General features: G+C 64.3%; 22 protein-coding genes and 1 pseudogene. 14 read left to right on the top strand and 9 right to left on the bottom strand.

What is annotated here, in order from left to right; translation table 11 throughout:
- Window positions 1-190: 190 nt before the first annotated feature.
- The 8 genes from ptsP to VEC01_RS07415 form a co-directional block, all read right to left on the bottom strand.
- Window positions 191-1,939: a phosphoenolpyruvate--protein phosphotransferase gene (ptsP, locus tag VEC01_RS07450; RefSeq protein ID WP_324900171.1), complete on the bottom strand. Its 1,749-nt coding sequence runs from the start codon at window positions 1,937-1,939 to the stop codon at window positions 191-193.
- A gap of 31 nt (window positions 1,940-1,970) precedes the next feature.
- Window positions 1,971-2,240, bottom strand: a complete 270-nt coding sequence (locus VEC01_RS07445) for an HPr family phosphocarrier protein (protein ID WP_324900170.1) — start codon at window positions 2,238-2,240, stop codon at window positions 1,971-1,973.
- 50 nt (window positions 2,241-2,290) lie between these two features.
- Window positions 2,291-2,698, bottom strand: coding sequence for a PTS fructose transporter subunit IIA (locus VEC01_RS07440; RefSeq protein WP_324900169.1), 408 nt, complete (start codon window positions 2,696-2,698; stop codon window positions 2,291-2,293).
- Window positions 2,699-2,800: 102 nt separating this feature from the next.
- The gene (gene gshB, locus VEC01_RS07435) at window positions 2,801-3,742 is read right to left on the bottom strand and encodes a glutathione synthase (RefSeq protein WP_324900168.1); all 942 of its coding nucleotides are present in this window, start codon (window positions 3,740-3,742) and stop codon (window positions 2,801-2,803) included.
- A 12-nt stretch (window positions 3,743-3,754) separates the two neighbouring features.
- Window positions 3,755-5,053 (bottom strand): glutamate--cysteine ligase, encoded by a 1,299-nt coding sequence (gene gshA / locus VEC01_RS07430; RefSeq protein ID WP_324900167.1) that lies wholly within the window; start codon window positions 5,051-5,053, stop codon window positions 3,755-3,757.
- 271 nt (window positions 5,054-5,324) lie between these two features.
- Window positions 5,325-6,860, bottom strand: coding sequence for an ammonium transporter (gene amt / locus VEC01_RS07425; RefSeq protein WP_324900166.1), 1,536 nt, complete (start codon window positions 6,858-6,860; stop codon window positions 5,325-5,327).
- A gap of 12 nt (window positions 6,861-6,872) precedes the next feature.
- Window positions 6,873-7,211, bottom strand: a complete 339-nt coding sequence (locus VEC01_RS07420; RefSeq protein WP_324900165.1) for a P-II family nitrogen regulator — start codon at window positions 7,209-7,211, stop codon at window positions 6,873-6,875.
- 11 nt (window positions 7,212-7,222) lie between these two features.
- Window positions 7,223-7,951, bottom strand: a complete 729-nt coding sequence (locus VEC01_RS07415) for a TorF family putative porin (RefSeq protein ID WP_324900164.1) — start codon at window positions 7,949-7,951, stop codon at window positions 7,223-7,225.
- A 224-nt stretch (window positions 7,952-8,175) separates the two neighbouring features.
- Between VEC01_RS07415 and VEC01_RS07410 the strand changes: the two genes are divergently transcribed.
- The 5 genes and pseudogenes from VEC01_RS07410 (at window position 8,176) to VEC01_RS07395 (ending at window position 12,906) form a co-directional block, all read left to right on the top strand.
- Window positions 8,176-8,418, top strand: a complete 243-nt coding sequence (locus VEC01_RS07410) for an accessory factor UbiK family protein (protein WP_324900163.1) — start codon at window positions 8,176-8,178, stop codon at window positions 8,416-8,418.
- A 4-nt stretch (window positions 8,419-8,422) separates the two neighbouring features.
- Window positions 8,423-8,530 (top strand): annotated as a pseudogene (locus VEC01_RS20625) (magnesium chelatase subunit ChlI); the annotation flags it as partial.
- Window positions 8,531-8,536: 6 nt separating this feature from the next.
- On the top strand, window positions 8,537-9,049 hold the full coding sequence (locus tag VEC01_RS07405; RefSeq protein ID WP_324900162.1) for a hypothetical protein: 513 nt from the start codon (window positions 8,537-8,539) through the stop codon (window positions 9,047-9,049).
- A gap of 11 nt (window positions 9,050-9,060) precedes the next feature.
- Window positions 9,061-10,584, top strand: a complete 1,524-nt coding sequence (locus VEC01_RS07400; protein ID WP_324900161.1) for a YifB family Mg chelatase-like AAA ATPase — start codon at window positions 9,061-9,063, stop codon at window positions 10,582-10,584.
- Between the two features lie 975 nt (window positions 10,585-11,559).
- On the top strand, window positions 11,560-12,906 hold the full coding sequence (locus VEC01_RS07395) for a branched-chain amino acid ABC transporter permease (protein WP_324900160.1): 1,347 nt from the start codon (window positions 11,560-11,562) through the stop codon (window positions 12,904-12,906).
- 105 nt (window positions 12,907-13,011) lie between these two features.
- On the opposite strand, the gene VEC01_RS07390 is transcribed toward VEC01_RS07395, so the two are convergent.
- Window positions 13,012-14,460 carry a PLP-dependent aminotransferase family protein gene (locus VEC01_RS07390; RefSeq protein WP_324900159.1) on the bottom strand — a complete coding sequence of 483 codons (1,449 nt, stop codon included), beginning with the start codon at window positions 14,458-14,460 and terminating at the stop codon, window positions 13,012-13,014.
- A gap of 174 nt (window positions 14,461-14,634) precedes the next feature.
- Between VEC01_RS07390 and VEC01_RS07385 the strand changes: the two genes are divergently transcribed.
- The 9 genes from VEC01_RS07385 to VEC01_RS07345 all read left to right on the top strand — a co-directional run bounded on the left by VEC01_RS07385 (window position 14,635) and on the right by VEC01_RS07345 (window position 21,630).
- Complete coding sequence (locus tag VEC01_RS07385; protein ID WP_324900158.1) at window positions 14,635-14,976, top strand: hypothetical protein; 342 nt, start codon at window positions 14,635-14,637, stop codon at window positions 14,974-14,976.
- Window positions 14,977-15,034: 58 nt separating this feature from the next.
- Window positions 15,035-15,883, top strand: coding sequence for an AraC family transcriptional regulator (locus VEC01_RS07380; RefSeq protein WP_324900157.1), 849 nt, complete (start codon window positions 15,035-15,037; stop codon window positions 15,881-15,883).
- 50 nt (window positions 15,884-15,933) lie between these two features.
- Window positions 15,934-16,920, top strand: coding sequence for a DMT family transporter (locus VEC01_RS07375; protein ID WP_324900182.1), 987 nt, complete (start codon window positions 15,934-15,936; stop codon window positions 16,918-16,920).
- Window positions 16,921-16,960: 40 nt separating this feature from the next.
- Entirely contained in the window at window positions 16,961-17,458 is a 498-nt protein-coding gene (locus VEC01_RS07370) for a hypothetical protein (protein ID WP_324900156.1), read from the top strand.
- Between the two features lie 165 nt (window positions 17,459-17,623).
- Window positions 17,624-17,968 carry a DUF1840 domain-containing protein gene (locus tag VEC01_RS07365; protein ID WP_324900155.1) on the top strand — a complete coding sequence of 115 codons (345 nt, stop codon included), beginning with the start codon at window positions 17,624-17,626 and terminating at the stop codon, window positions 17,966-17,968.
- Window positions 17,968-18,816, top strand: a complete 849-nt coding sequence (locus tag VEC01_RS07360) for a lysophospholipase (protein WP_324900154.1) — start codon at window positions 17,968-17,970, stop codon at window positions 18,814-18,816. The genes VEC01_RS07365 and VEC01_RS07360 overlap by 1 nt, the downstream gene beginning before the upstream one ends.
- An 84-nt stretch (window positions 18,817-18,900) precedes the next feature.
- Window positions 18,901-19,533 (top strand): LysE family translocator, encoded by a 633-nt coding sequence (locus VEC01_RS07355; RefSeq protein ID WP_324900181.1) that lies wholly within the window; start codon window positions 18,901-18,903, stop codon window positions 19,531-19,533.
- A gap of 43 nt (window positions 19,534-19,576) precedes the next feature.
- A complete protein-coding gene (gene rsmB, locus VEC01_RS07350) occupies window positions 19,577-20,890 on the top strand; it encodes a 16S rRNA (cytosine(967)-C(5))-methyltransferase RsmB (RefSeq protein ID WP_324900153.1) in 1,314 nt (437 codons plus the stop codon).
- Window positions 20,891-21,099: 209 nt separating this feature from the next.
- On the top strand, window positions 21,100-21,630 hold the full coding sequence (locus VEC01_RS07345) for a DUF4390 domain-containing protein (RefSeq protein WP_324900180.1): 531 nt from the start codon (window positions 21,100-21,102) through the stop codon (window positions 21,628-21,630).

The following is a 21,630-nucleotide window of genomic DNA, read 5'->3' as shown; positions in this document are numbered from 1 at the left end:
GGAAAACAAAAAAGCCCGAAAGCGTTCAGCTTGTCGGGCTAGTTCGGGGCTTCAGTTGCAAGCACGCTTTAGCCGTATTTATTACGCGCCCGCAAGCTGATTATCAAATCGGCGCATTGCATAAGAATAACCAAAGCAGTTCCGGCAGTCAAACCGTACGGCAAGCCTGGCAAGCTGCCAACCCTGCCGCTTACAGCTCCCGCAGCTGCTCCACCGCCGCCTGGATCGCCGCCGGCTCCATCGTGCGCAGGATCTTGCGGGTCTGCGCGGTGATCGCGTTGAGGTCGGTGTTGAGGATTTCCTGCTTCACCGACAGGATCTGCGTCGGATGCATTGAAAACTCGCGCAGCCCCATGCCGAGCAACAGGCGGGTGAGCCGGGTGTCGCCGGCCATCTCGCCGCACACCGACACCGGCACGCCGGCCTTGGAACCGATCGAGATCGTGCTCGCCAGCAGGTACAGCACCGCCGGATGCAGCGGGTTGTACAGGTGCGCCACCTCATGGTCGGCGCGGTCGATCGCCAGCGTGTACTGGATCAGGTCGTTGGTGCCGACCGACAGGAAATCCATGCGTTTGACGAACATCGGCAGCGTCAGCGCCGCCGCCGGGATCTCGATCATCGCGCCGACCTCGATCAGCGGGTCGAACTTGCGGTTCTGATCGCGCAGCTGCGCCTTCGCCTGCTCGATCATCGCCAGCGTCTGGTCGATCTCGAACGCATGCGCAAGCATCGGGATCAGCAGCTTCACCGGCCCGTAGGCGGAGGCGCGCAGGATCGCGCGCAGCTGCTGCAGGAACATCTGCGGCTCGGCCAGGCAAAAGCGGATCGCACGCAGGCCGAGCGCCGGATTGAGCGAGGTCTGCCCGGACGGGTCGATCGGCTTGTCGGCGCCGATGTCGAGGGTGCGGATGGTGACCGGCCGACCCTTCATCGCCGCCACCGCCTGGCGATAGGATTCGAACTGTTCGTCCTCGGTCGGCAGCTTGTTGAGGGTGCCGACGCGCCCCATGAACAGGAATTCCGAACGGAACAGGCCGACGCCCATCGCGCCGGACTCGAGCGCGGCGGGGCAGTCTTCCGGCAGTTCGATGTTGGCCAGGAGCGTGATCGCGGTGCCGTCCTTGGTCACCGACGGCGTCTTCTTCAGCTTGCCGAGCTTCTTGCGCTCGCGCAGGATGCGCAGCTGCCGTTCCTTGTACTGCTCCAGCACGGCCGGCGACGGATCGACGATCACCACGCCGGCGTCGCCGTCGATGATGACCAGGTCGTCCTGCTGGATCAGGGTCGATGCATGGGACATGCCGACCGCCGCCGGGATGTCGAGGCTGCGTGCGACGATGGCGGTATGGGAATTCTGCCCGCCGAGATCGGTGACGAAGCCGCCGAATGCGCGATCCTTGAACTGCAGCATGTCGGCCGGCGAGATATCGTGCGCCACCACGATCATACGGCGCGCGTCCTCGTCATTGTCACTGTGCGGCAGCGCGACGGCGCTGCCGGTGAGTACCTTGAGCACGCGCTCGCCGACCTGCTGGATGTCGCTCTTGCGCTCGCGCAGGTAGGCATCCTCGATCTCGTCGAACTGCGCCGACAGCTCGTCGATCTGCGTGACCAGCGCCCATTCGGCGTTGTAGTTGCGGGTGCGGATGATTTCCAGCGGCACTTCCGCGATCATCGGGTCGGACAGGATGAGCGCATGCACGTCAATGAAGGCGCCGAGTTCGGCCGGAGAATCTTTCGGCAGCTCGTTCCAGATGATCTGCAGCTCCTTGTGGACGGTGGCGATCGCGCGCTGCAGGCGCAGCACTTCATCCTCCACCTGCTCGCGCGGAATCAGGTAATGCTTGACGTCCAGCGCGGCCGGCGCGAGCAAGTGCGCGCGGCCGATCGCGATGCCGCGTGAAACCGGGATTCCATGAAGCGTAAACGATGCCATTCTGTATGCGCGCGAGTCGGTGGCGGAAGGCTTATTCGCCTTCGCCGAACTTATTCTGGATCAGCTCGACGAGGGCGTCAAAGCACGCCTTCTCGTCGGCGCCGTCAGTCTCGAGCAGCACCTTGGCACCCTTGCCCGCGGCCAGCATCATCACCCCCATGATGGACTTCGCGTTCACCCGCCGGGCGTTGCGCGTGAGCCAGACTTCGCTCTTGTATTTCGCTGCCAGCTGCGTGAGCTTTGCCGACGCGCGCGCATGCAGGCCCAGCTTGTTGATGATTTCGATTTCCTGTTGAATCATTTTTTTTCTTCCAGCCCTGATGTTCGGTTCGGTCGATTCAGTCGGCGCGCTCAGTTCGGCGACAGCCGCACCCGGTTGTCGACTCGCACGGCGCCGCTCTGCCCGCCGGCGAGCGCCATTTCCACGACGACGTCGATCGTATCGTTGCGGTAGGTCAGCGCCCGCAGCAGCATCGGCAGACTGATCCCGGCGATCACTTCGATATGCCCGGGGTTGCACAGCTTGAGCGTGCAGTTGGACGGCGTGCCCCCCATCACATCGGTGATCACGAGCACGCCGGAACCGTCGTCCAGACGCAGGATGGCATCCTGCGCGATGCGGTTGACTTCGGCGGTGTCCTGGTCGGCGCGCACGTCGATCGCCTCCATCCGCTCCGGGCGCGCGCGAAAGACATGCGTCGCCGCCTCCATGAAGGCATTGGCGAGCGGCGCATGCGTCAAAAGAAGAATTCCTACCATGTCTGTTCCGGCCGTGAACCGTCGGCTGCGCAGGCCTGTGCCATCCCTGGGCAAGCGACGCGTTCGTCGTTACCCCGCTGTTCGCCGGTGCGATGCGGGCGCTTATTTACATTGTTGTTCGAGGGCGTCAATGAACATGCCTGCCACATTGAAGCCTGCCTGCTGGCTGATTTCCTGAAAACACGTCGGACTGGTGACGTTGATTTCCGTCAGGTAATCGCCGATCACATCCAATCCTACCAGCAATAGGCCGCGCTTCAAAAGCACCGGCGCCAGTGCCTCGCCGATTTCGCGGTCGCGCGCGGTGACCGGCTGCGCGACGCCAAGCCCGCCGGCGGCCAGGTTGCCGCGTACTTCTCCGCCCTGCGGAATGCGCGCCAGGCTGTACGGCACCACCTCGCCGCCGATCAGCAGCACCCGCTTGTCGCCCTGCACGATCTCCGGGATGAAGCGCTGCACCATGATGGTATGCGCGCCGTTCGCGGTCAGCGTCTCGATGATGGAGCCGAGGTTCATGCCGTCTTCCTTCACGCGGAAGATGCCGGCGCCGCCCATGCCGTCGAGCGGCTTGAGGATGATGTCGCGGTGCTCGCGATGGAAGGCGCGCACCCGTGCGGCGTCGCTGGTGACCAGCGTGGGCGCGGTGAATTGCGGGAACTGCGCGATCGCCAGCTTTTCGTTGTGGCTGCGGATCGCCTGCGGCCGGTTGAACACGCGCGCGCCCTGGCTCTCCGCCACTTCCAGCAGATAGGTCAGGTAGATGTACTCCATGTTAAACGGCGGGTCCTTGCGCACCAGCACCGCATCGAACGCATCCAGGCGGGTCGCCGCGGCCGGCTCGGCGCGATACCAGTCCTTCGGGTCGCCGGTGAGCGCGATGCGCTGCACATTGGCGACCACCTTCCCCGCCTCGAAGGCCATGTCCTTCTGCTGGAACGCGAAGATCTCGTGGCCGCGGCGCGCGGCCTCCGCCATCATCGCGTAGGTCGTGTCCTTGTAGGTTTTGAAATGGTCGAGCGGGTCGGCGAGGAAGGCGAATTTCATGGGCGCTTCCCGTCAGTACACTTCCGGATTCGGATCGGTCTTTTCCAGCTCGATCGACGCCGCCAGAAGCGCCATCCGCGCGACCACGCCGTACATGTAGAAGCGGTTCGGCGGCGCGGTGCCGGGCTTGGCCTGCAGGTCCGGCAGCGCATGCTGCTGCGCGAACGCCAGCGGCACGAAATGCGCGCCCGGCGAATTCAGATTCTCGTCGATGCCGCGCTCCGCATGCACGCGGTAGAAGCCGCCGACCACGTAGCGGTCGATCATGTACACCACCGGCTCGGCCACCGCGTCGTTGATGTGCTCGAAGGTGTGCACGCCTTCCTGGATGATGACGTCGGACACCTCCAGCCCTTCCTTCACCACCGACATCTTGTTGCGCTGCTTGCGGTTCAGGTCCTTCACCTCGCTCGCATCCTTGACCGACATGATGCCCATGCCATAGGTGCCGGCATCGGCCTTGACGATCACGAACGGCTTTTCCTTGATGCCGTATTCCTTGTACTTCTTGCGGATCTTGGCCAGCAGCGAATCGACGTTGGCGGCCAGGCACTCCTCGCCGGTGCGCTCCTGGAAATTGATCTGGCCGCACTTGCCGAAATACGGATTGAGCATCCACGGGTCGACGTCGACCAGCTTGGCAAACTTCTTGACCACCTCGTCATAGGCGGCGAAGTGGTTGGTCTTGCGGCGCACCGCCCAGCCGGCATGCAGCGGCGGCAGCAGGTTCTGCTCGTGCAGGTTTTCCAGGATCTTCGGGATGCCCGACGACAGGTCGTTGTTGAGCAGGATGGTGCAGGGGTCGAAATTCTTCAGGCCCAGGCGGCGGCCGTTGGCGGAGCGCTCCAGCGGCTCCAGCGTCAGCGTGGTGCCGTCGGGCAGGTCGATGTTGGTCGGTTCCTTGACGTCGTCCGACAGCGAGCCGAGCCGCACATTCAGGCCGGTCTGCCGGAAGATCTGGATCAGGCGCGCGACGTTCTGCAGGTAGAAGGTGTTGCGGGTGTGCTTTTCCGGGATCAGCAGCAGGTTCTTGGCATCCGGACAATATTTTTCAATCGCCGCCATCGCCGCCTGCACTGCCAGCGGCAGCATTTCCGGCGACAGGTTGTTGAAACCGCCCGGGAACAGGTTGGTATCGACCGGCGCGAGCTTGAAGCCCGCATTGCGCAAGTCCACCGAGCAATAGAAAGGCGGCGTGTGCTCCTGCCATTCCAGGCGGAACCAGCGTTCGATTGCCGGAGTGGCGGCCAGGAGCTTTTTCTCCAGGTCGAGTAGCGGGCCGTTCAGGGCCGTAACGAGATGCGGAACCATAAGAACCTTCGGGTATAAGCATTTTTGCAAGCCGGGTGATGCTGATTCTAACGGTAATCCCCGGCTTGCGCCTGCTGTATGTTGTTGGATGACGGGTTTGGCGCCGGCAGGAATTTCACAAATTGCAATGCCACGCGCAAACATGTCCCGGGGAGGGTAAATCGGGGCGGCGGCGCGGATTTAAAGATGCCTAAGAAAAAAAAAGCGCCTCGTAAGAGGCGCTTTGCAAACCCGCTGGCGCGAGTGGGGAAACGTCTGCCGCTGGCGGATATCAGGAGTGATAGGCGGATTCGCCGTGGCTGGAAATGTCCAGGCCTTCGCGCTCTTCCTCTTCCGGCACGCGCAGGCCGATCAGCAGGTCGACCAGCTTGTATGCGGCGAAGGCCACGATGCCGGACCAGACCAGCGTGGTCAGCACGCCCTGCGCCTGGATCCAGACCTGGCCGGCAATCGAATAGTCGTCGGCGACCTTGTTGGCGACGTAGTCGTAGATGCCGGTGCCGCCGAGCGACGGCGCCGCGAACACGCCGGTCAGCAGCGCGCCGAGTATGCCGCCCACGCCGTGCACGCCGAACACGTCGAGCGAGTCGTCCGCGCCGAGCAGGCGCTTCAAGCCGTTCACGCCCCACAGGCAGACAATGCCCGCCAGCAGGCCGATCACCAGCGCGCCCATCACGCCGACGAAACCGGCGGCCGGGGTGACCGCGACCAGGCCGGCAACTGCGCCGGAGGCAGCGCCGAGCATCGACGGCTTGCCCTTGCCCATCCATTCGCCGAAGCTCCAGGACAGGGTCGCGGCGGCGGTGGCCAGCAGCGTGTTGATGAAGGCCAGGGCCGCGGTGGGACCCGCTTCCAGCGAGGAGCCGGCATTGAAACCGAACCAGCCCACCCACAGCATCGACGCGCCCACCATGGTCAGCGTCAGCGAGTGCGGCGCCATCGATTCCCGGCCGTAACCGATGCGCTTGCCGATCACATAGGCGCCGACCAGGCCGGCGACCGCCGCATTGATGTGCACCACGGTGCCGCCGGCGAAGTCGAGCGCGCCCTTGGCGAACAGCCAGCCCGCCGCTGCGGTCGCTTTTTCGGCGGCTGCGGCGTCGGTGTACGCATCCGGGCCGGGCCAGAACCAGACCATGTGCGCGATCGGCAGGTAGGAGAAGGTGAACCACAGCACGACGAACAGCAGCACCGCCGAGAACTTGATGCGCTCGGCGAAGGCGCCGACGATCAGGCCGCAGGTGATCGCTGCGAAGGTCGCCTGGAAGGCCGCGAACACGAACTCCGGAATCACCACGCCCTTGCTGAAGGTGGCGGCGACGGATTCCGGCGTGATGCCTTTGAGGAACAGGCGGTCGAAGGAGCCGATGAAGCTGCCGCCCTCGGTGAAGGCGAGCGAGTAGCCGTAGATGCACCAGAGCACGACGATGAGCGAAAAGATCACGAACACCTGCATCAGGATCGACAGCATGTTTTTCGACCGCACCAGGCCGCCGTAAAACAGCGCGAGCCCGGGGATGGTCATCAGGATCACGAGCACGGTGGCAACCATCATCCAGGCGGTGTCGCCCTTGTTCGGCACCGGTGCCGCAGCGGCGGGTTCGGAAGCGGCTGGCGCAGCCGGCGCTGCGGAAGATGCCGCCGGCGCCGCTGCTGCCGGCGCTTCGGCCGCGGGAGCGGCCGCCTGGGCGACGACCACGGCTTCCACCTTGGCCGGCGCCGCTTCCTCAGCCATCGCTGCGGGCGCGAACCCGGCGGCGATCAGCAGGGTGCCGGCCGCCAGCAAGCTTGCAAATAGCTTTTTCATCTCGCTCCTCCTTCAGAGTGCTTCTTTACCGGTTTCGCCGGTACGGATACGCACGACCTGCTGCAGGTCGTAGACGAAGATCTTGCCGTCGCCGATCTTGCCGGTGCGGGCGGCACCTTCGATCGCCTCGATCGCGCGCTCCACGATCGCGTCGTCCACCGCCGCCTCGATCTTCGTCTTCGGCAGGAAGTCGACCACGTACTCGGCGCCGCGGTACAGCTCGGTATGGCCCTTCTGGCGGCCGAAGCCCTTGACCTCGGTAACAGTGATGCCCTGCACGCCGATGGCTGACAGCGCCTCGCGCACTTCATCCAGCTTGAAAGGTTTGATGATCGCCGTGATCAGTTTCATGATGGCCTCGCTCAAAAAGTCTTGCTGACGGAAAGTACCAGGCTGTTCTTGCCGAGGTTCTTGCCGTTCGGGCCGACGTAGTTGTCGGTATCGGTGCCGATCAGCGCCAGGGAGCCGGAGGCGATGCCGAAATCCTTGGTCAGGCCGACCTTCCAGTCGGTGTAGCTGAACGGCGAATTGTTGCGCACCTTCTGGTGCCCCGCGTGCAGGTTCAGCACCAGGCCTTCGCCGACTTCGATGTTGGCGCCGATGTCGAGATAGCCGCTGCGCTTGCTGTCGACGAAGCCGAACAGGTTGGTCAGCGAATGCGAATACTTCAAATAGGCGGGGCCGTAGCCGAGCTGGCCGTAGATTTCGGTGGTGTTGGCGCTCGGGGCGAGGTTGTTGGACGGGTACTGGTAGCGCAGCACGCCGATGTCGTAGGAAACGCCTTCGACGATCTCGCCGCGCTTGCCGCCATAGATATCCCACTCGATGCCGGCATCGCCGCCGGGCACGTCCTTGATCCACCTGATGGTCGAGAGCCACGTTCCCAAGTAGAATCCGGTTGGGTTGTTAACGTAGTCCGCCCCGCCTTGCAGCGCCGGCTTCAGGCGCGTCTGGGAGATGCCGCGATAACGGTAGTCCGTCACCACGGAAGCGTTGAAGCTGACTTCATGGTCCGGCTTCTTGTCTTGGGCACGTGCAAGACCGCCGGCAAAGGCGGCCGCGACGGCGGCGGCAAGAATGATTTTTTTCATGGCGCTTCCCTTTTGTGTGTTGGAGAAATGGGTGAATTGCATTTTCCCAACTACTTAGCAGGACTCATGCCACCGTTTTTCCAGCCGGATGCGTTATCATTTATGCAATTTCACTACGCGCGCACACCGTTTTAAGGCGGCGCACCAGGAAATCCGCACCAGCCTGAAGCGCACACCTTCCGTGCGCACCAGCAGGGTGCGCTCTTTTCACCTTAGGATTGATTATGGACAAGACACACTTCTTCAATGACCTGCAGGCAAAAATCAGCCAGGCATTCGAAAACTCGCCGGCGAAGGACATTGAAAAGAATGTCAAGGCGATGCTGACCCAGGGCTTTTCCAGGCTCGACCTGGTGACCCGTGAGGAATTCGACATCCAGAGCCAGGTGCTGGCCAAGACCCGCGCCAAGCTGGAGGCGCTGGAAGCGCGCGTGGCCGAACTGGAAGCGCTGCTGAAAAAACCGTAATTCAATGAGCCTGGCGGTCCTCAAGAGCCGGGCCCTGGCCGGCATGCATGCGCCGGAAGTCACCGTCGAAGTGCATCTGGCCAACGGCCTGCCTTCCTTCACCATCGCGGGGCCGTAATTGCACTATTTTTCTAGCCATGTCCTGCAACGGCGTGTCCGTCTCGCATTGGCGGCACTGCCCCTGGCTTTCTTGCTCAACGCCTGTGGCGATAGCTATCGCTATATGACCAGTGGAGAGGTCGGCTGGGCGTTGAAGAATGAGCTACGCGACAACCGAGCAACACAGGTAGACATCGCGAGGCTCACCGATTTCGAATGGGATGAGTTCATTTTGGCAGGCCCCTATGAACCCGCTGAAGACATTTGCAAGCGTCTCCGCATAGCAACTGCAGAATGCCATAAGGTCATCACCACCGAATCAATTGACGATGGAGAGATGGTCATGCTGTTTCGCCACAAAGGTAAAGTGGTGCATATCGAAAAACATTTCCGATTTCACGGTGACTTTACCCCCATCCCTGATGAAACGTTCACCCCCAAAACCGCGGTCTTTAACGTCTCAGTCGATGGGAAGTCCGCCTCTGGTCAGTCTTGGTTGAAGCTAGCTGCTGCGAAAGTACCGAACAAATAGACGATAACGAAATGAGTTTAGCTGTTCTGAAAAGCCGTGCGCTTGCGGGCATGCATGCGCCAGAGGTAACCGTAGAGGTGCATCTCGCCAATGGATTACCAAGTTTCACCATCGTCGGCCTGCCCGAAACCGAGGTCAAGGAAGCCAAGGACAGGGTGCGCGCCGCGCTGCAGAACGCCTGCTTCGAATTTCCCGCCAGGCGCATCACCGTCAATCTCGCTCCCGCCGACCTGCCGAAGGAGTCCGGCCGCTTCGACCTGCCGATCGCGCTCGGCATCCTTGCCGCGTCGGGCCAGATGCCGGCCGACGATCTCGACAAGTATGAATTCGCCGGCGAGCTGTCGTTGTCGGGCGAGTTGCGTCCGATCCGCGGCGCGCTCGCGATGACCTATGCGATGTACCGTGCCGGCGACGCAGCGGGCCGCCGGCGCGGATTCATCCTGCCCGGCGCGAATGCGGATGAAGCCGCGCTCGTGCGCGACGCGGCGATTTTTCCCGCCGGCTCGCTGCTGCAGGTGTGCAGCCACTTCGCCGCCAGGGATGGCGACGCAAAGCTGGTCCGGCACCGCCCGGCGGCGCAAGCCGCCGCGCCTGCCTATCCGGATTTCGCGGAAGTGAAGGGACAGGCACAGGCCAGGCGCGCGCTCGAGGTTGCCGCGGCGGGCGGGCACAGTGTCCTGATGGTCGGGCCGCCCGGCACCGGCAAGTCGATGCTCGCCGCGCGCTTTCCGGGCATCCTGCCGCCGATGACGGATGAGGAGGCGCTGGAGTCGGCCGCGGTGCAATCGCTGTCCGGCAGCTTTTCCGCCGCGCGCTGGAAGACCCGCCCTTACCGCGCGCCGCACCACACCGCGTCCGCGGTGGCGCTCGTGGGCGGCGGCGGCACTCCGCGCCCGGGCGAGATTTCGCTCGCGCACCGCGGCGTGCTGTTTCTCGACGAGCTGCCGGAGTTCGACCGCAAGGTGCTCGAGGTCTTGCGCGAGCCGCTGGAGTCCGGGCATATCACCATTTCGCGCGCGGCGCGCCAGGCGGACTTCCCGGCACGCTTCCAGCTCATCGCGGCGATGAACCCCTGCCCCTGCGGCTATCAGGGACACGGCAGCGGCCGCTGCCGCTGCACGCCCGACCAGGTCGCGCGCTACCAGGACAAGATCTCCGGCCCGCTGCTCGACCGCATCGACATGCAGATCCTGGTCGGCGCGCTGCCGCACGAGGAACTGCTGAGGCAAGCCGATGGCGAACCGTCGGCGGCGATTGCGGAACGGGTCAACGGCGCATTCGAGAAACAGGTGCGGCGCCAGGGCAAGGGCAACCACGCGCTGTCGACCGCCGAGATCGACGCCCATTGCAAGCCCGATGCCGGCGGCGAGCAACTGCTGCGCGCCGCGATGGCGCGCCTGAACTGGTCGGCGCGCGCCTATCACCGGGTGCTGAAGGTGGCGCGCACCATTGCCGATCTCGCCGGCGACAAGACAGTCATGCAGCCGCACGTGGCCGAAGCGGTGCAGTACCGCCGCGCGCTGCGGGAGCACTGAGGCGCACCGAGGAGCACTAGGCAGCACTGAGCGGCGTCAGGCCGCCTTCTGCGACAGGGCGTCCGACGATATGGCCGAGCCGGCGCGTCAGCCATGTTGTCACCGCCTGAACAGCCCAAGTACGCTTCGACCACCACATTACGCATCGGCTGCGGCCGGCGTTACTGCGAAGAGATGGATGACGCAATGGCTCCAGTGCCGATTCGACCGTCTTCGCCTTTCGAACTTGCGCTTGGCTGTCCCGCGTTCGAATTCTTCCACCATCAGCGGCTCATGTGATCTAGCTATCAAGATTAGGACCTGTGCAGGTATTCAGCAGGTCAATACAGCTGGTGAGACAAACTCACAGTTCACATCCAACAAAAATTCCTGCCGCTCCAGTGCACCGGCCATGGCAGGCAAATTAAATTCTGATTGCAAATTTAATAACCAAATATTTCCTCGTTGAAAGCGAGTTATTGTTTTTCCAACAAAGCACTTGGCGAACGTTGAAAACATGACGCACGGCGAGGATCTGTGGCTGCAAAAAGCTACCCCGGTTCGGACCTGGCGTCAGGAATATCACAGACTGAGCTTGAATTGGAGCGAGACGACCATCGCTATCCGGCGCCTCGTGAACTCTGAAGTCGGCATCCGCAGCATGTACTGCGCGGCGTGCTGGTAACGAAGTTCGGCGCCACACGCCGTGCTGTGCGAGCCTGCCAGCGGATTTCGTGCAGAAGCACCGCCTCGGTATGTCCGCCTGCAATGTGGTGAAGCTGGTGTCCTTCGACCTGCTCGTGGAAATATTCCTCAAGAACCGCGGCGATGCCTAGGAGGTAGACACCTTCACTCTGTTCCTGGAATCGGCACACAGCAACAGCCGACGGATGCACTCCGCGTGAGAAATGCTTCCGCGGCACCGGCGAGAACAGATGGTCGGGTGCAGCACGATCGCGGCGTCCAGTATCGCAACTTCATTTGAACAGGTAATCAATGACCATCCTTTTCAAACCCAAACGCAACTTGCGACACATCTATTACGGACTTCTGCTTGCTGTCCTCGTGGCATTCCCGTTCTTTGCCGCCAGCTACGGCAATTCCTGGGTGCGCATCATGGACATGGCGTTGCTGTACGTGATGATGGCGCTGGGGCTCAACCTCGTAGTTGGCTTCGCTGGCTTGCTGGACCTCGGCTACATCGCTTTCTACGCGCTCGGCGCCTACATGGCCGGCCTGCTCGCGTCGCCGCAGTTTCCGATTCTCCTCGATTCGATGATTGCCGCCTATCCTGCGGCCGGGATCGCGCTGGCCGAGCTGGTCGGGCCGGAAATCGCGCGCGGCGGGATCCATCTCTCCGTGTGGCTGATCGTCCCGCTTGCGGCGGCTCTGGCCGGCATCTTCGGCGCACTGCTCGGTGCGCCGACACTCAGGCTGCGCGGCGACTACCTCGCGATGGTAACTCTCGGCTTCGGCGAGGTGATCCGCATCCTGATCCACAACCTGACAGCGCCGGTAAACATCACCGATGGGCCGAGGGGTATCAACATGATCGACCCGGTCAGCATCTTCGGCATCTCGCTGCACGGCGAACCCGGTACCAATGCGACGGTGAAGCTCGGCTTCCTGTCCATGCCCTCGGTCAACGCCTACTACTACCTGTTCCTCGTACTGTGCATCGCGATCATCCTTGTCTCCGTCCGTATGCAACATTCGCGCCTGGGACGTGCCTTCATCGCGATCCGTGAAGATGAAGTCGCCGCCAGGGCGATGGGTATCAATACCCGCAACATCAAGCTGCTCGCGTTCGCGATGGGCGCGTCCTTCGGCGGCGTGGCCGGCGCGATGTTCGCAGCCTTCCAGGGTTTCATCTCCCCGGAGTCCTTCTCGCTTACCGAGTCGATCACGGTACTATCCATGGTCATCCTCGGTGGCATCGGCCACATTCCTGGAGTGATCCTCGGGGCGGTGATGCTCGCTGCCTTGCCCGAGATCCTGCGCCACATCGTCGAGCCGTTGCAGCTTGCGGCCCTGGGCCACGTCCTGGTTCCCTGCGAAGTGATGCGGCAACTGCTGCTCGGCTTGGTAATGGTGCTCGTCATGCTGAATCGTCCCGCCGGACTGTGGCCGGCTCCAGCACCGGAAGACCGCCCCATCGGGAATCCCGGCGAGGGTGACGCCTCGAAGAGTGCGGCAATGCCGGGCGCACGCAGCCTTGCCGTTGCCGCCGACGGGTTCGGCAGGACTGCCGGTGACGATGATGTCGTCGTTCAGACCGGCACCGATCCCTATTCCGCATCGATTCCCGCGCAAGCAGTGCGGAAGCCTGCATCGGACGGCTGACCCAAGGCTTTCATGCATGCATGACAGGCTGGTCCGTTTGGGGAACCGGAACGACGGTTGAATCCCGCCGCACGCTGCGGGAGCACCGAGGAGCAACAAGCGGCGTCAGGCCGCCTTCTGCGACAGGCGTCCGACGATATGGCCGAGGCGTCGCATCGCGTCATCCATCTCTTCGCAGTAACGCCGGCCGCAGCTGATGCGCATGTAGTGGTCGAAGCGTCCGGAATTGGAAAACATCGCGCCCGGCGCGACCAGGATGCCTTCCCGCAGTGCGGCGTCGAACACCGCGCGTGAAGACAGGCGGTTGGGCAGTTCTATCCAGAGCGAGACCCCGCCGCGGGGCATGCTCAGGCGGGTACCGAGCGGAAAGTAGGCGGCGACGGCGTCCGCCATGCGCTCGCGCTGCCCGCGCAATGCGGCGCGCAGGCGCACCAGGTGCCGGTCGTAGGCGCTCGACGCCATGAACTCGGCGGCGGCCACCTGCGGCCACTCTTCATTGTCGCGCGTCTGTGCATACTTGAGCATCGCCACCCGCGCCTGCCAGCGGCCCGCCGCCATCCAGCCCAGGCGCATCCCGGGCGCGAGGATCTTGTGCAGCGATGCGCAGTGGATCACGCTGCCATTGCGGTCCCACGCCTTGATCGCATCCGGCCGCACCTCGCCGTCGACCAGCTCGCTGTAGGTATCGTCCTCGATCAGCGCGATGCCGCGCTGTTCGCACAATTGCACGAGGCGCTGCTTGTTAGCGTCCGGCATGATGCAGCCGAGCGGGTTCTGCAGGTGCGGCACCACCACCACCGCCTTGATGCCGTCGTAGGTGCGCAGTGCGAGCTCAAGCGCGTCGAGCGACAGGCCGGTGCTGGCGCTGGTCGGAATTTCCAGCGCGCGCAGCCCGAGGCTTTCGAGGATCTGCAGCAAGCCATAGAAAGTCGGCGACTCGACGGCAACCGCGTCGCCCGGCTGCGTGACCGCGCGCAGCGCGAGATTGAGCGCCTCGATGCAGCCGTGGGTCACGATCAGGTCCTCTGCTTTCAAGACCTGCCCGCTGTTCATCGCTCGCTTGGCGAGCACAGTGCGGAACTGCAGGTTGCCGTCCGGCGGGGCAGCCCTCACCAGCATTTCCGGCTGCTTGCGCAGCGCCCGGATGCCGGCATTCTTCAGGGCTTCGGACGGGTAGAGCTCGGGCGCGCCGCGCGCTCCCGATAGATTGATCCGCGGCGGGTGCATCCGCCCCTGTGCAATGAAATCGGACACCTGCGCATGGATACCGACGTATTGCGCCGGATCCGGCGGCGCCGCGATATCCGGCTCCTCCAGCGGCGGAACGGCCGGCCGGGCCGGCCGGCGCACGAAATAGCCGGAGCGCGGACGGGCTTCGATCCAGCCCTCGCCCTCCAGCTGGCGGCAGGCCTGCAACGCAGTGGACAGGCTGACCCCGTGCTGCCGCATGATGGCGCGGACCGAGGGCATGCGCGCGCCCTGCTCCAGGGTGCCCGCCTTGATCGCGCCGAGATAATGCTCGGCCAGTTGCCGGTAAAGGGGTTGCGAGTGCATGTCACATGATCCCTTGCTGCCCATGCCTTGAACAGATATAGATTCCCGAAAATTGAACAATAACAGATGCCCGGGCCACAACTCTGTTTCGATATAACCCGGCGCCTGCTGTACCTGTTTTCGGTTTTGCAATCGCTCTAGCATGAAGCCTGCGATTCATGGAAGGAGCATCGGATGGAAACTGGCTTTCTCGATCGAAAGGCTTTGCACCCGGGGCAGCGGCTGGACCTGCGGGTGCAACGCGGCATGATGCTGGTGGCGGCGCGGGGTAAGGTGCATATTGCCGGGCCCGACCCTTGGCTCGCCGGCGGCATGGTGCAGCAGGGCACCGACCTGCAGGAAGGCGACGCCCACACGTTGCTAGACGACGGCTGGATCAGCCTGTCGAGCCGTCGCGGCGCGGAGGTCGTCTGCGTGGACGCGCCGCCGGCGGGCGGGGCGGTAACGAAATTGCTTGCGCTGCTTGCAGCCGTCCTGCACCGCGCGCTGCCGGCGAAAGCGGCGGGCCGCCGCTGAACGGCCGCGCACGAAAACCGATTCGGATTTATGATGGTGCCGGTAGACCGAGGCACCCATGTTCCAGCATCCTTCCGAATTCGTCAGCTTCAAGGCCAGCCCGCACCTGCGCGGCGTGGAACTGTACTCCGCGCGCCTGGTCGATCATGCCTTTGCGCCACATGTGCATGATGGCTATTCGCTGGGAGCGATCGAAGCCGGCGTCGAACGCTTCCGTTACCAGGGCGCGGAACATCTGGCGCCGGCAGGGACCCTGGTGCTGCTCAATCCAGATGAATTGCATACCGGCGAAGCCGAGGTCGACGCAGGCTGGACCTATCAGATGCTGTACATCGAACCGGACACCCTGAAATCGCTGACCGGCAGCGAAGCCTGGTTCCCGCAGGCGGCTGTCCACGATCCGGCGCTGGCGGCGGTGTTCCGGCGTGTTTTCCGGCGCATGTGGCATGCGGCCGACGATATCGCCTTCGCCTCGGAATTCACGCAGCTGGTCGATGCCATCGTGGCGCGCTACGGCCGGAATGCGCGCGAGGTGAAGCCGGCCACGGCGGCCGAACAGCGCCGCATGGCCGCGATGCGCCGCGTGCTCGAGCGTATCGAGGCGCAGCTCGACGGCTCGCTCGGCATCGACATGCTGGCCGCCGAAGCCGGGTTGTCGGTATTTCATTTCGTGCGCACCTTTTCCGCGACCTTCCATGTCACCCCGCACCAGTACGTGCAGGCGCGCCGCGCCGCCCGCGCCAAGTCGCTGCTGGCGCAGCGTGCCACGCCATCGGACGCAGCGGCCGCCGCCGGCCTGACCGACCAGAGCCACCTGAACCGCTGGTTCAAGCGCACCTACGGCGTGACGCCGGCGCAATACCAGCAGCAAATCGGTACAAGACCGCCGGCGCCGCAACGCGCATAATCGGCGTTCGGATGCGCATCCGCGCGTCGTTTTTCCTGTCGTGGTTCATCATGTTGATCGGTTTTCTGTGCGCGCTCGGCGCGGGACTCCTGTGGGGGCTGGTATTCGTCGCGCCCCTGATGCTGGCTGACTATCCGGGACTGGTACTGTCCTTCGGCCGCTATATTGGTTTCGGCCTGATTGCGCTGGTTCCCGCCTGGTTCGATCGCCGCCGGATCGCCGCGCTGTCGAAGGCGGACTGGATCGCCGCACTCAAGCTTTCACTGGTCGGCAATATCCTGTACTACGCCGCGCTGGCAACCGGCATCCAGCTCGCGGACGCGCCGCTGCCGGCCATGCTGATCGGCACCCTGCCCGTCGTGATCTCGATCTGCTCGAACTGGTCGCCCGGACATCCGTCGGAGGTGGTCGCCTGGCGCCGCCTCGCGCCTTCGCTGGCCATCATCTTCCTCGGGCTGATGCTGGTCAATGCGAGCGAACTGGCCCACCTCGACGGCAAGCGTTCCCATGCCGACTACGCGCTCGGCTGCTTCGTCGCGCTCGGCGCGCTGGCGGCGTGGACCTGGTATCCGATCATGAACGCGCGCCACCTGAAGCAGCATCCGCACATCGCTTCATCCACCTGGGCGACCGCGCAAGGACTGGCGACGCTGCCGCTGGCGCTGGCCGGCTACGCCGCATACGGCGTGTACGCCGCGCTGCAGCCGGGCGCGTATGACTTTCCTCTGGGGCCACGCCCGCTGCAATTCATCGGCCTGATGCTCACGCTCGGCCTGTGCGCTTCCTGGCTGGGCACCATGCTGTGGAACAAGGCCAGCCAGCACCTGCCCACTTCGCTGGCCGGCCAGCTGATCGTGTTCGAAACCCTGTCCGCGCTGCTGTATGCCTTCATCTGGCGCGGCACCGCCCCGACGATCTCCGTGCTCGCCGGCATCTTGCTGCTGTGCATCGGTGTCATGTTCGGTCTGCGTGCTTTCCAGCATCATGGCGGCACCGGGCGTCGCGGGCAGCAGGCCGTCGTGTCCGGCGCCGAGTAGGCGCCGCACGGATGCCGGCGCAGCTGCTACCATTGCGTCCATGTCCAGATTGCCATTCTCGCTTGCGGGCGCCGCCTGCGCCTTGCTGCTTGCCGCATGCAGCCCCAAATTCGACTGGCGCGAAGTGCGCGGCGGCGATGCGCCTTTTATCGTCCTGCTGCCGGCAAAGCCGGCATCGCATACGCGCACCATCGATCTCGACGGCGTGAAGGTGGCAATGACGATGACGGCGGCCGAGGTCGACGGCGTTACCTTTGCTGTGGGCAGCGCCGAAATGCAGGACGCGGCGCAGGCGCAACAGGCGCTGGCGGCGATGAAGACGGCGCTGGTGCGCAATATCGGCGGCAGCATCACGCAGGAAAAGACGGCCGGCCCGGCAACCATCGACGTCGAGGCGAAAGGCGCGCAAGCGCGCGTGCTGATTGCGCGCTTCGCCGCCAGGGACAAGCGCATCTACCAGGCGGTGATGCTAGGCAATGAAAAGGCCATCTCGCGGGATGCCGCCGATACCTTCTTTACTTCCTTCAAGCCGGGCTGACCTGCCGCAGGCTTCGTTGCCGACGCCGATTCCTTGCTGCAAACACATGGCGGCCGGCCGCCTTCTTGACCTGCATTCGGAGCGCGATCAAGCGCTGATTTGGCCTATAGCAAATTCACAAACTCATGCTATGGTTTAGTCATACAGACAGTGATCGGAGGCTCCATGTTGGTGACATTCAAATCAAAGGCCGCGGCGGAAGTGCTGATGTACGAGGAGCATGCCAGGCGCATACTTGATTTGCTGGACAAGGACGTCAGGCTCGGTGTCATTACCGCAGAGGAAACCCCAGAGGCGGTGGCCAGGCTGGAAGCGGAGATCGCTGAAAGCCGCCGTCACTCGGCTTCCGAAGAAGTGCGGCGCGATGTGATGGCGCATCACGGGGAGGACGGCGACGACAACGAGCATGAACCGGTCGAGTTTGTCAGCTTCGCAACCCGGGCATATCCCTTGCTGGAAATGCTGCGCGCCGCACGCCAGGAGGGACACGACGTCATGTGGGGGGTGTAGTGCGGGCAACGGAACGCGAACTGCATGGTGCGGACGGCACGCGTTTGTTCGCCGAGGACTGGATCGGCGACCCGAACTACCGCAACGGCGTGGTGCTGATGCACGGGCTCGGCGAGCACGGCGGGCGTCATGCGCATGTCGCGCGCTTCTTCAACGCCTGCGGATGGTCGGTACGAACCTACGATCACCGCGGCCACGGCCGTTCCGGCGGCAAGCGAGGCGACGTCCCCGACAACGACGCGCTGTTGCAGGATGCAAAGATCGTTGTCGACGATTTCGCACAACAACTGAAAGAACCGCCTTTGCTTCTTGGACATAGCATGGGCGGACTGCTGGCGGCACGTTTCGCCACCGGAAAACTGTCGCCGCTGCGCGGCCTGATCCTGTCTTCCCCGGCGCTTGCGATTCCACTGTCCGGCTTCCAGAAAATACTGCTGCGAACGCTCGGCGCGGTTGCGCCCGGCCTGGGCGTGGCCAACGGCCTGCAGACGCGTTACCTGTCGCACGACCCGGCGGTGGAGCAGGCGTACAAGAAAGACCCGCTGGTGCACGCAACGATCACCCCGCGCCTGCTGCGCAGCATGCTGGACTATATCGATGCGGCGCATGCGGGTGCCGCATCGCTCGACATCCCGGTGCTGCTGGTGGTTGCCGGCGACGACCGCCTGGTCGATGCCGCCGGCAGTGACGCATTCTTTTCCCGCCTGACGCCGGGCGTGGGCAAGATACACCGGTACAAGGACTACTACCACGAGATCTTCAACGAAACCGGTAAAGACCGCGTGTTCGACGACATCCGCGGCTGGCTCGCGACGCATCACCCGGAAATCGCCGCCGCGCGGGTATAAGCCGCGCATCGCGGCTACAATGTCGACTTCGTCCCCGTCATTCTTCTTTTCGCGCCGGCCGCCGCGCGCACGCTTGCTATGGATATTTTCGGCATTTCCAATTTCGGCCTGTTCCTGGTCGCGGTGCTGCTGCTGAATGCGACGCCCGGTCCGGACACGGCCTATATCGTCGGGCGCAGCATCGCGCAAGGCCGTGCCGCCGGACTGATGTCCGCGCTCGGGATTTCCGTCGGCTGCTGCGTGCATGCGCTGGCCTCGGCGGTCGGCCTGAGCGCGATCCTCGCGGCATCCGCCACCGCATTCATGTTCATCAAGCTGGCCGGCGGCGCCTACCTGGTCTACCTCGGCCTGCGCATGCTGCTGGCGAAGCAGACGGCGGGCCCGGCTGCCGCCGGCAGCGGCGACCTGCGCTCGCTCAAGACGATCTTCCTGCAGGCGATGCTCACCAACGTGCTCAATCCCAAGGTCATCCTGTTCTTTCTCGCATTCATCCCGCAGTTCGTGCGCACCGATGCGCCGCAGAAGACACTCGCCTTCCTCCTGCTCGGCGTCGCCTTCGCCGCCATCAGCATGTGCTGGAACAGCGGCACCGCCTTCCTCGCCGGCACCCTGGCGCGCCGCGCCGGCCGCAGTCCGCGCGTACGGCTGTGGCTGGAGCGGACGGTGGGCGCCACCTTCGTCGCGCTCGGCGCAAAACTCGCATTGAGCAAGACTTGACCGACCTTTTTGAAATGATGCGGGTCCATCCGCACATACCCACGTGTCCAATACCCAACTGAGAACCGATTCACTCGCGCATGCGCTGCTGGGCGCCGCGCATGCCGTCGCCAGGGTCAAGGCCGGCACCGCATTGCCGCAGGCGCTGGCCGCGATCTTCACGCAAACCGGCGCGCCGCCGCAGGCGCGCGGCGCGATCCAGGACCTCGCCTATCGCGCGATGCGCGAACTCGGCCGCGCCGACGCCTTGCTGGCGCTGCTCGCCGACAAGCCGCCTGCCTCCGCGGAGCTGCGCGGCCTGCTGTGCTGCGCGCTGGCACTGCTCGCGCACGAGGAGGGGGCGCGGGATGCGCCCTATGCGGATTTCACGGTGGTCGACCAGGCGGTGAACGCGGCGGCGTCCGACCCCGCGATGCTGCACGCGAAGGGCATGGTCAACGCGGTGCTGCGCCGCTTCCTGCGCGAACGCGCCATCCTGCTGGCGCAGGCGGTAAAACATCCGCCCGGCCGCTGGAACTATCCCACCTGGTGGGTCGACTCGGTGCGTGCCGCCTATCCGGAAGACTGGGAGAGCATCCTGCGCGCCGGGAACCGCGCGCCGCCCCTCACGCTGCGGGTGAACCGGCGCAAGACCGAGGTCGGCCCCTATCTGGAGACACTGGCAGGCTGCGGCATGGCCGCCACGCGTGTCGGGCCGGTTGCGGTGCGCCTGGAACGGCCGGTACCGGTTGCGCAGATCCCCGGCTTTGCGGAAGGCATGGTGTCGGTACAGGACGCGGCCGCCCAGCTGGCGGCGCCGCTGCTGGACCTGCAGGACGGCATGCGCGTGCTTGATGCGTGCGCGGCACCGGGCGGCAAGACCGGCCATATGCTGGAGAGCGCCGACATCGAACTGCTTGCCCTCGACAGCGACCCGCTGCGGCTGGCGCGCATCGATGACAACCTGGCACGCCTGCAGCTGCGGGCGACGCTGAAAGCGGGCGATGCCGCCGGCGACGGATGGTGGGACGGCACGCCTTTCGACCGCATTCTGGCGGACGTGCCCTGCACCGCGTCCGGCATCGTGCGGCGTCATCCGGACATCCGCTGGCTGCGGCGCAAGGAGGACACGGCACGGCTCGCCGGCCTGTCGGCGCAGATTCTCGACAACCTGTGGCGCATGCTCAAGCCTGGCGGCAAACTCGCTTTCGTCACCTGCTCGCTGTGGCCCAAGGAGTCCGAACTGCAAGCCGCCGCCTTTGCGGCGCGAAACAACGCGGCCCGCCTCGATGCTCCCGGCCAGCTGCTGCCGGTGGCGGACGCCGGCGAGGACCACGACGGCTTGTTCTACGCGCTGTTCCAAAAGACCGGCGTCTGATAGTATCTCCGCGGAGACGTGACCGGACAGACGCATGGGCAAGCCAGATGCATGTCGACAACCGGAGGGGCGCTTGCCCGTCCGGCGGCCTGGCGCTCCAGGAACAAGCGGCATTTCCTGACCGGTTTTCCGATTTCCCGTTATCGACTGCGCCTCTACGAGTGATCCGTCCTGCCCTTCAACTTCTGACGCGCTGGCTGTTGACAGCCCTGCTGCTGGCGGGCGCGCTGGCGCCGGCCGCCGTGCGCGCCGAAGGCGTGGAGATCACGCAGGCGGCGCTCGAATACACGGATGAGGGCTACAGGCTCGCGCTCGGCTTTTCCTTCGAACTGACGCGCAGCCTGGAAGACGCGGTCACGCGCGGCATCCCGCTCTACTTCACCACCGAGGTGCAGCTGACCCGGCCGCGCTGGTACTGGTTCGACGAAAAGGCGGTCAGCACGTCGCAGACGATCCGCATTTCCTACAATGTCCTCACGCACCAGTACCAGGCGGCGATCAGCGGCCGCCTGCAGCAGAGCTTTGCCACGCTGGACGATGCGCTGTCGCTGGTCCGGCGCCCGAGCCGCTGGGTAGTCGCGGAAAAGGGTGCGCTCAAGTCCGGCGAAGTCTACAACGTCGCGGTGCGCATGGGCCTGGACGTGGCGCGCCTGCCCAAACCATTCCAGGTCCATGCGATGAACAGCTCCGACTGGCGCTTCTCTTCCGACTGGAAGCAATTCTCTTTCAGGGCGGAATAA

The organism is Noviherbaspirillum sp. (genome assembly GCF_035627455.1).
Classification (GTDB): domain Bacteria; phylum Pseudomonadota; class Gammaproteobacteria; order Burkholderiales; family Burkholderiaceae_D; genus Noviherbaspirillum.
The sequence above is the reverse complement of the archived record's forward strand: the minus strand, read 5'-3'. Positions and strand labels throughout refer to the sequence as shown.

Coding starts and splice junctions, on each gene's coding strand:
- ptsP (WP_324900171.1), bottom strand. CDS start 1,939: ATGGCATCGTTTACGCTTCATGGAATCCCGGTTTCACGCGGCATCGCG.
- VEC01_RS07445 (WP_324900170.1), bottom strand. CDS start 2,240: ATGATTCAACAGGAAATCGAAATCATCAACAAGCTGGGCCTGCATGCG.
- VEC01_RS07440 (WP_324900169.1), bottom strand. CDS start 2,698: ATGGTAGGAATTCTTCTTTTGACGCATGCGCCGCTCGCCAATGCCTTC.
- gshB (WP_324900168.1), bottom strand. CDS start 3,742: ATGAAATTCGCCTTCCTCGCCGACCCGCTCGACCATTTCAAAACCTAC.
- gshA (WP_324900167.1), bottom strand. CDS start 5,053: ATGGTTCCGCATCTCGTTACGGCCCTGAACGGCCCGCTACTCGACCTG.
- amt (WP_324900166.1), bottom strand. CDS start 6,860: ATGAAAAAGCTATTTGCAAGCTTGCTGGCGGCCGGCACCCTGCTGATC.
- VEC01_RS07420 (WP_324900165.1), bottom strand. CDS start 7,211: ATGAAACTGATCACGGCGATCATCAAACCTTTCAAGCTGGATGAAGTG.
- VEC01_RS07415 (WP_324900164.1), bottom strand. CDS start 7,951: ATGAAAAAAATCATTCTTGCCGCCGCCGTCGCGGCCGCCTTTGCCGGC.
- VEC01_RS07410 (WP_324900163.1), top strand. CDS start 8,176: ATGGACAAGACACACTTCTTCAATGACCTGCAGGCAAAAATCAGCCAG.
- VEC01_RS07400 (WP_324900161.1), top strand. CDS start 9,061: ATGAGTTTAGCTGTTCTGAAAAGCCGTGCGCTTGCGGGCATGCATGCG.
- VEC01_RS07395 (WP_324900160.1), top strand. CDS start 11,560: ATGACCATCCTTTTCAAACCCAAACGCAACTTGCGACACATCTATTAC.
- VEC01_RS07390 (WP_324900159.1), bottom strand. CDS start 14,460: ATGCACTCGCAACCCCTTTACCGGCAACTGGCCGAGCATTATCTCGGC.
- VEC01_RS07385 (WP_324900158.1), top strand. CDS start 14,635: ATGGAAACTGGCTTTCTCGATCGAAAGGCTTTGCACCCGGGGCAGCGG.
- VEC01_RS07380 (WP_324900157.1), top strand. CDS start 15,035: ATGTTCCAGCATCCTTCCGAATTCGTCAGCTTCAAGGCCAGCCCGCAC.
- VEC01_RS07375 (WP_324900182.1), top strand. CDS start 15,934: ATGTTGATCGGTTTTCTGTGCGCGCTCGGCGCGGGACTCCTGTGGGGG.
- VEC01_RS07370 (WP_324900156.1), top strand. CDS start 16,961: ATGTCCAGATTGCCATTCTCGCTTGCGGGCGCCGCCTGCGCCTTGCTG.
- VEC01_RS07365 (WP_324900155.1), top strand. CDS start 17,624: ATGTTGGTGACATTCAAATCAAAGGCCGCGGCGGAAGTGCTGATGTAC.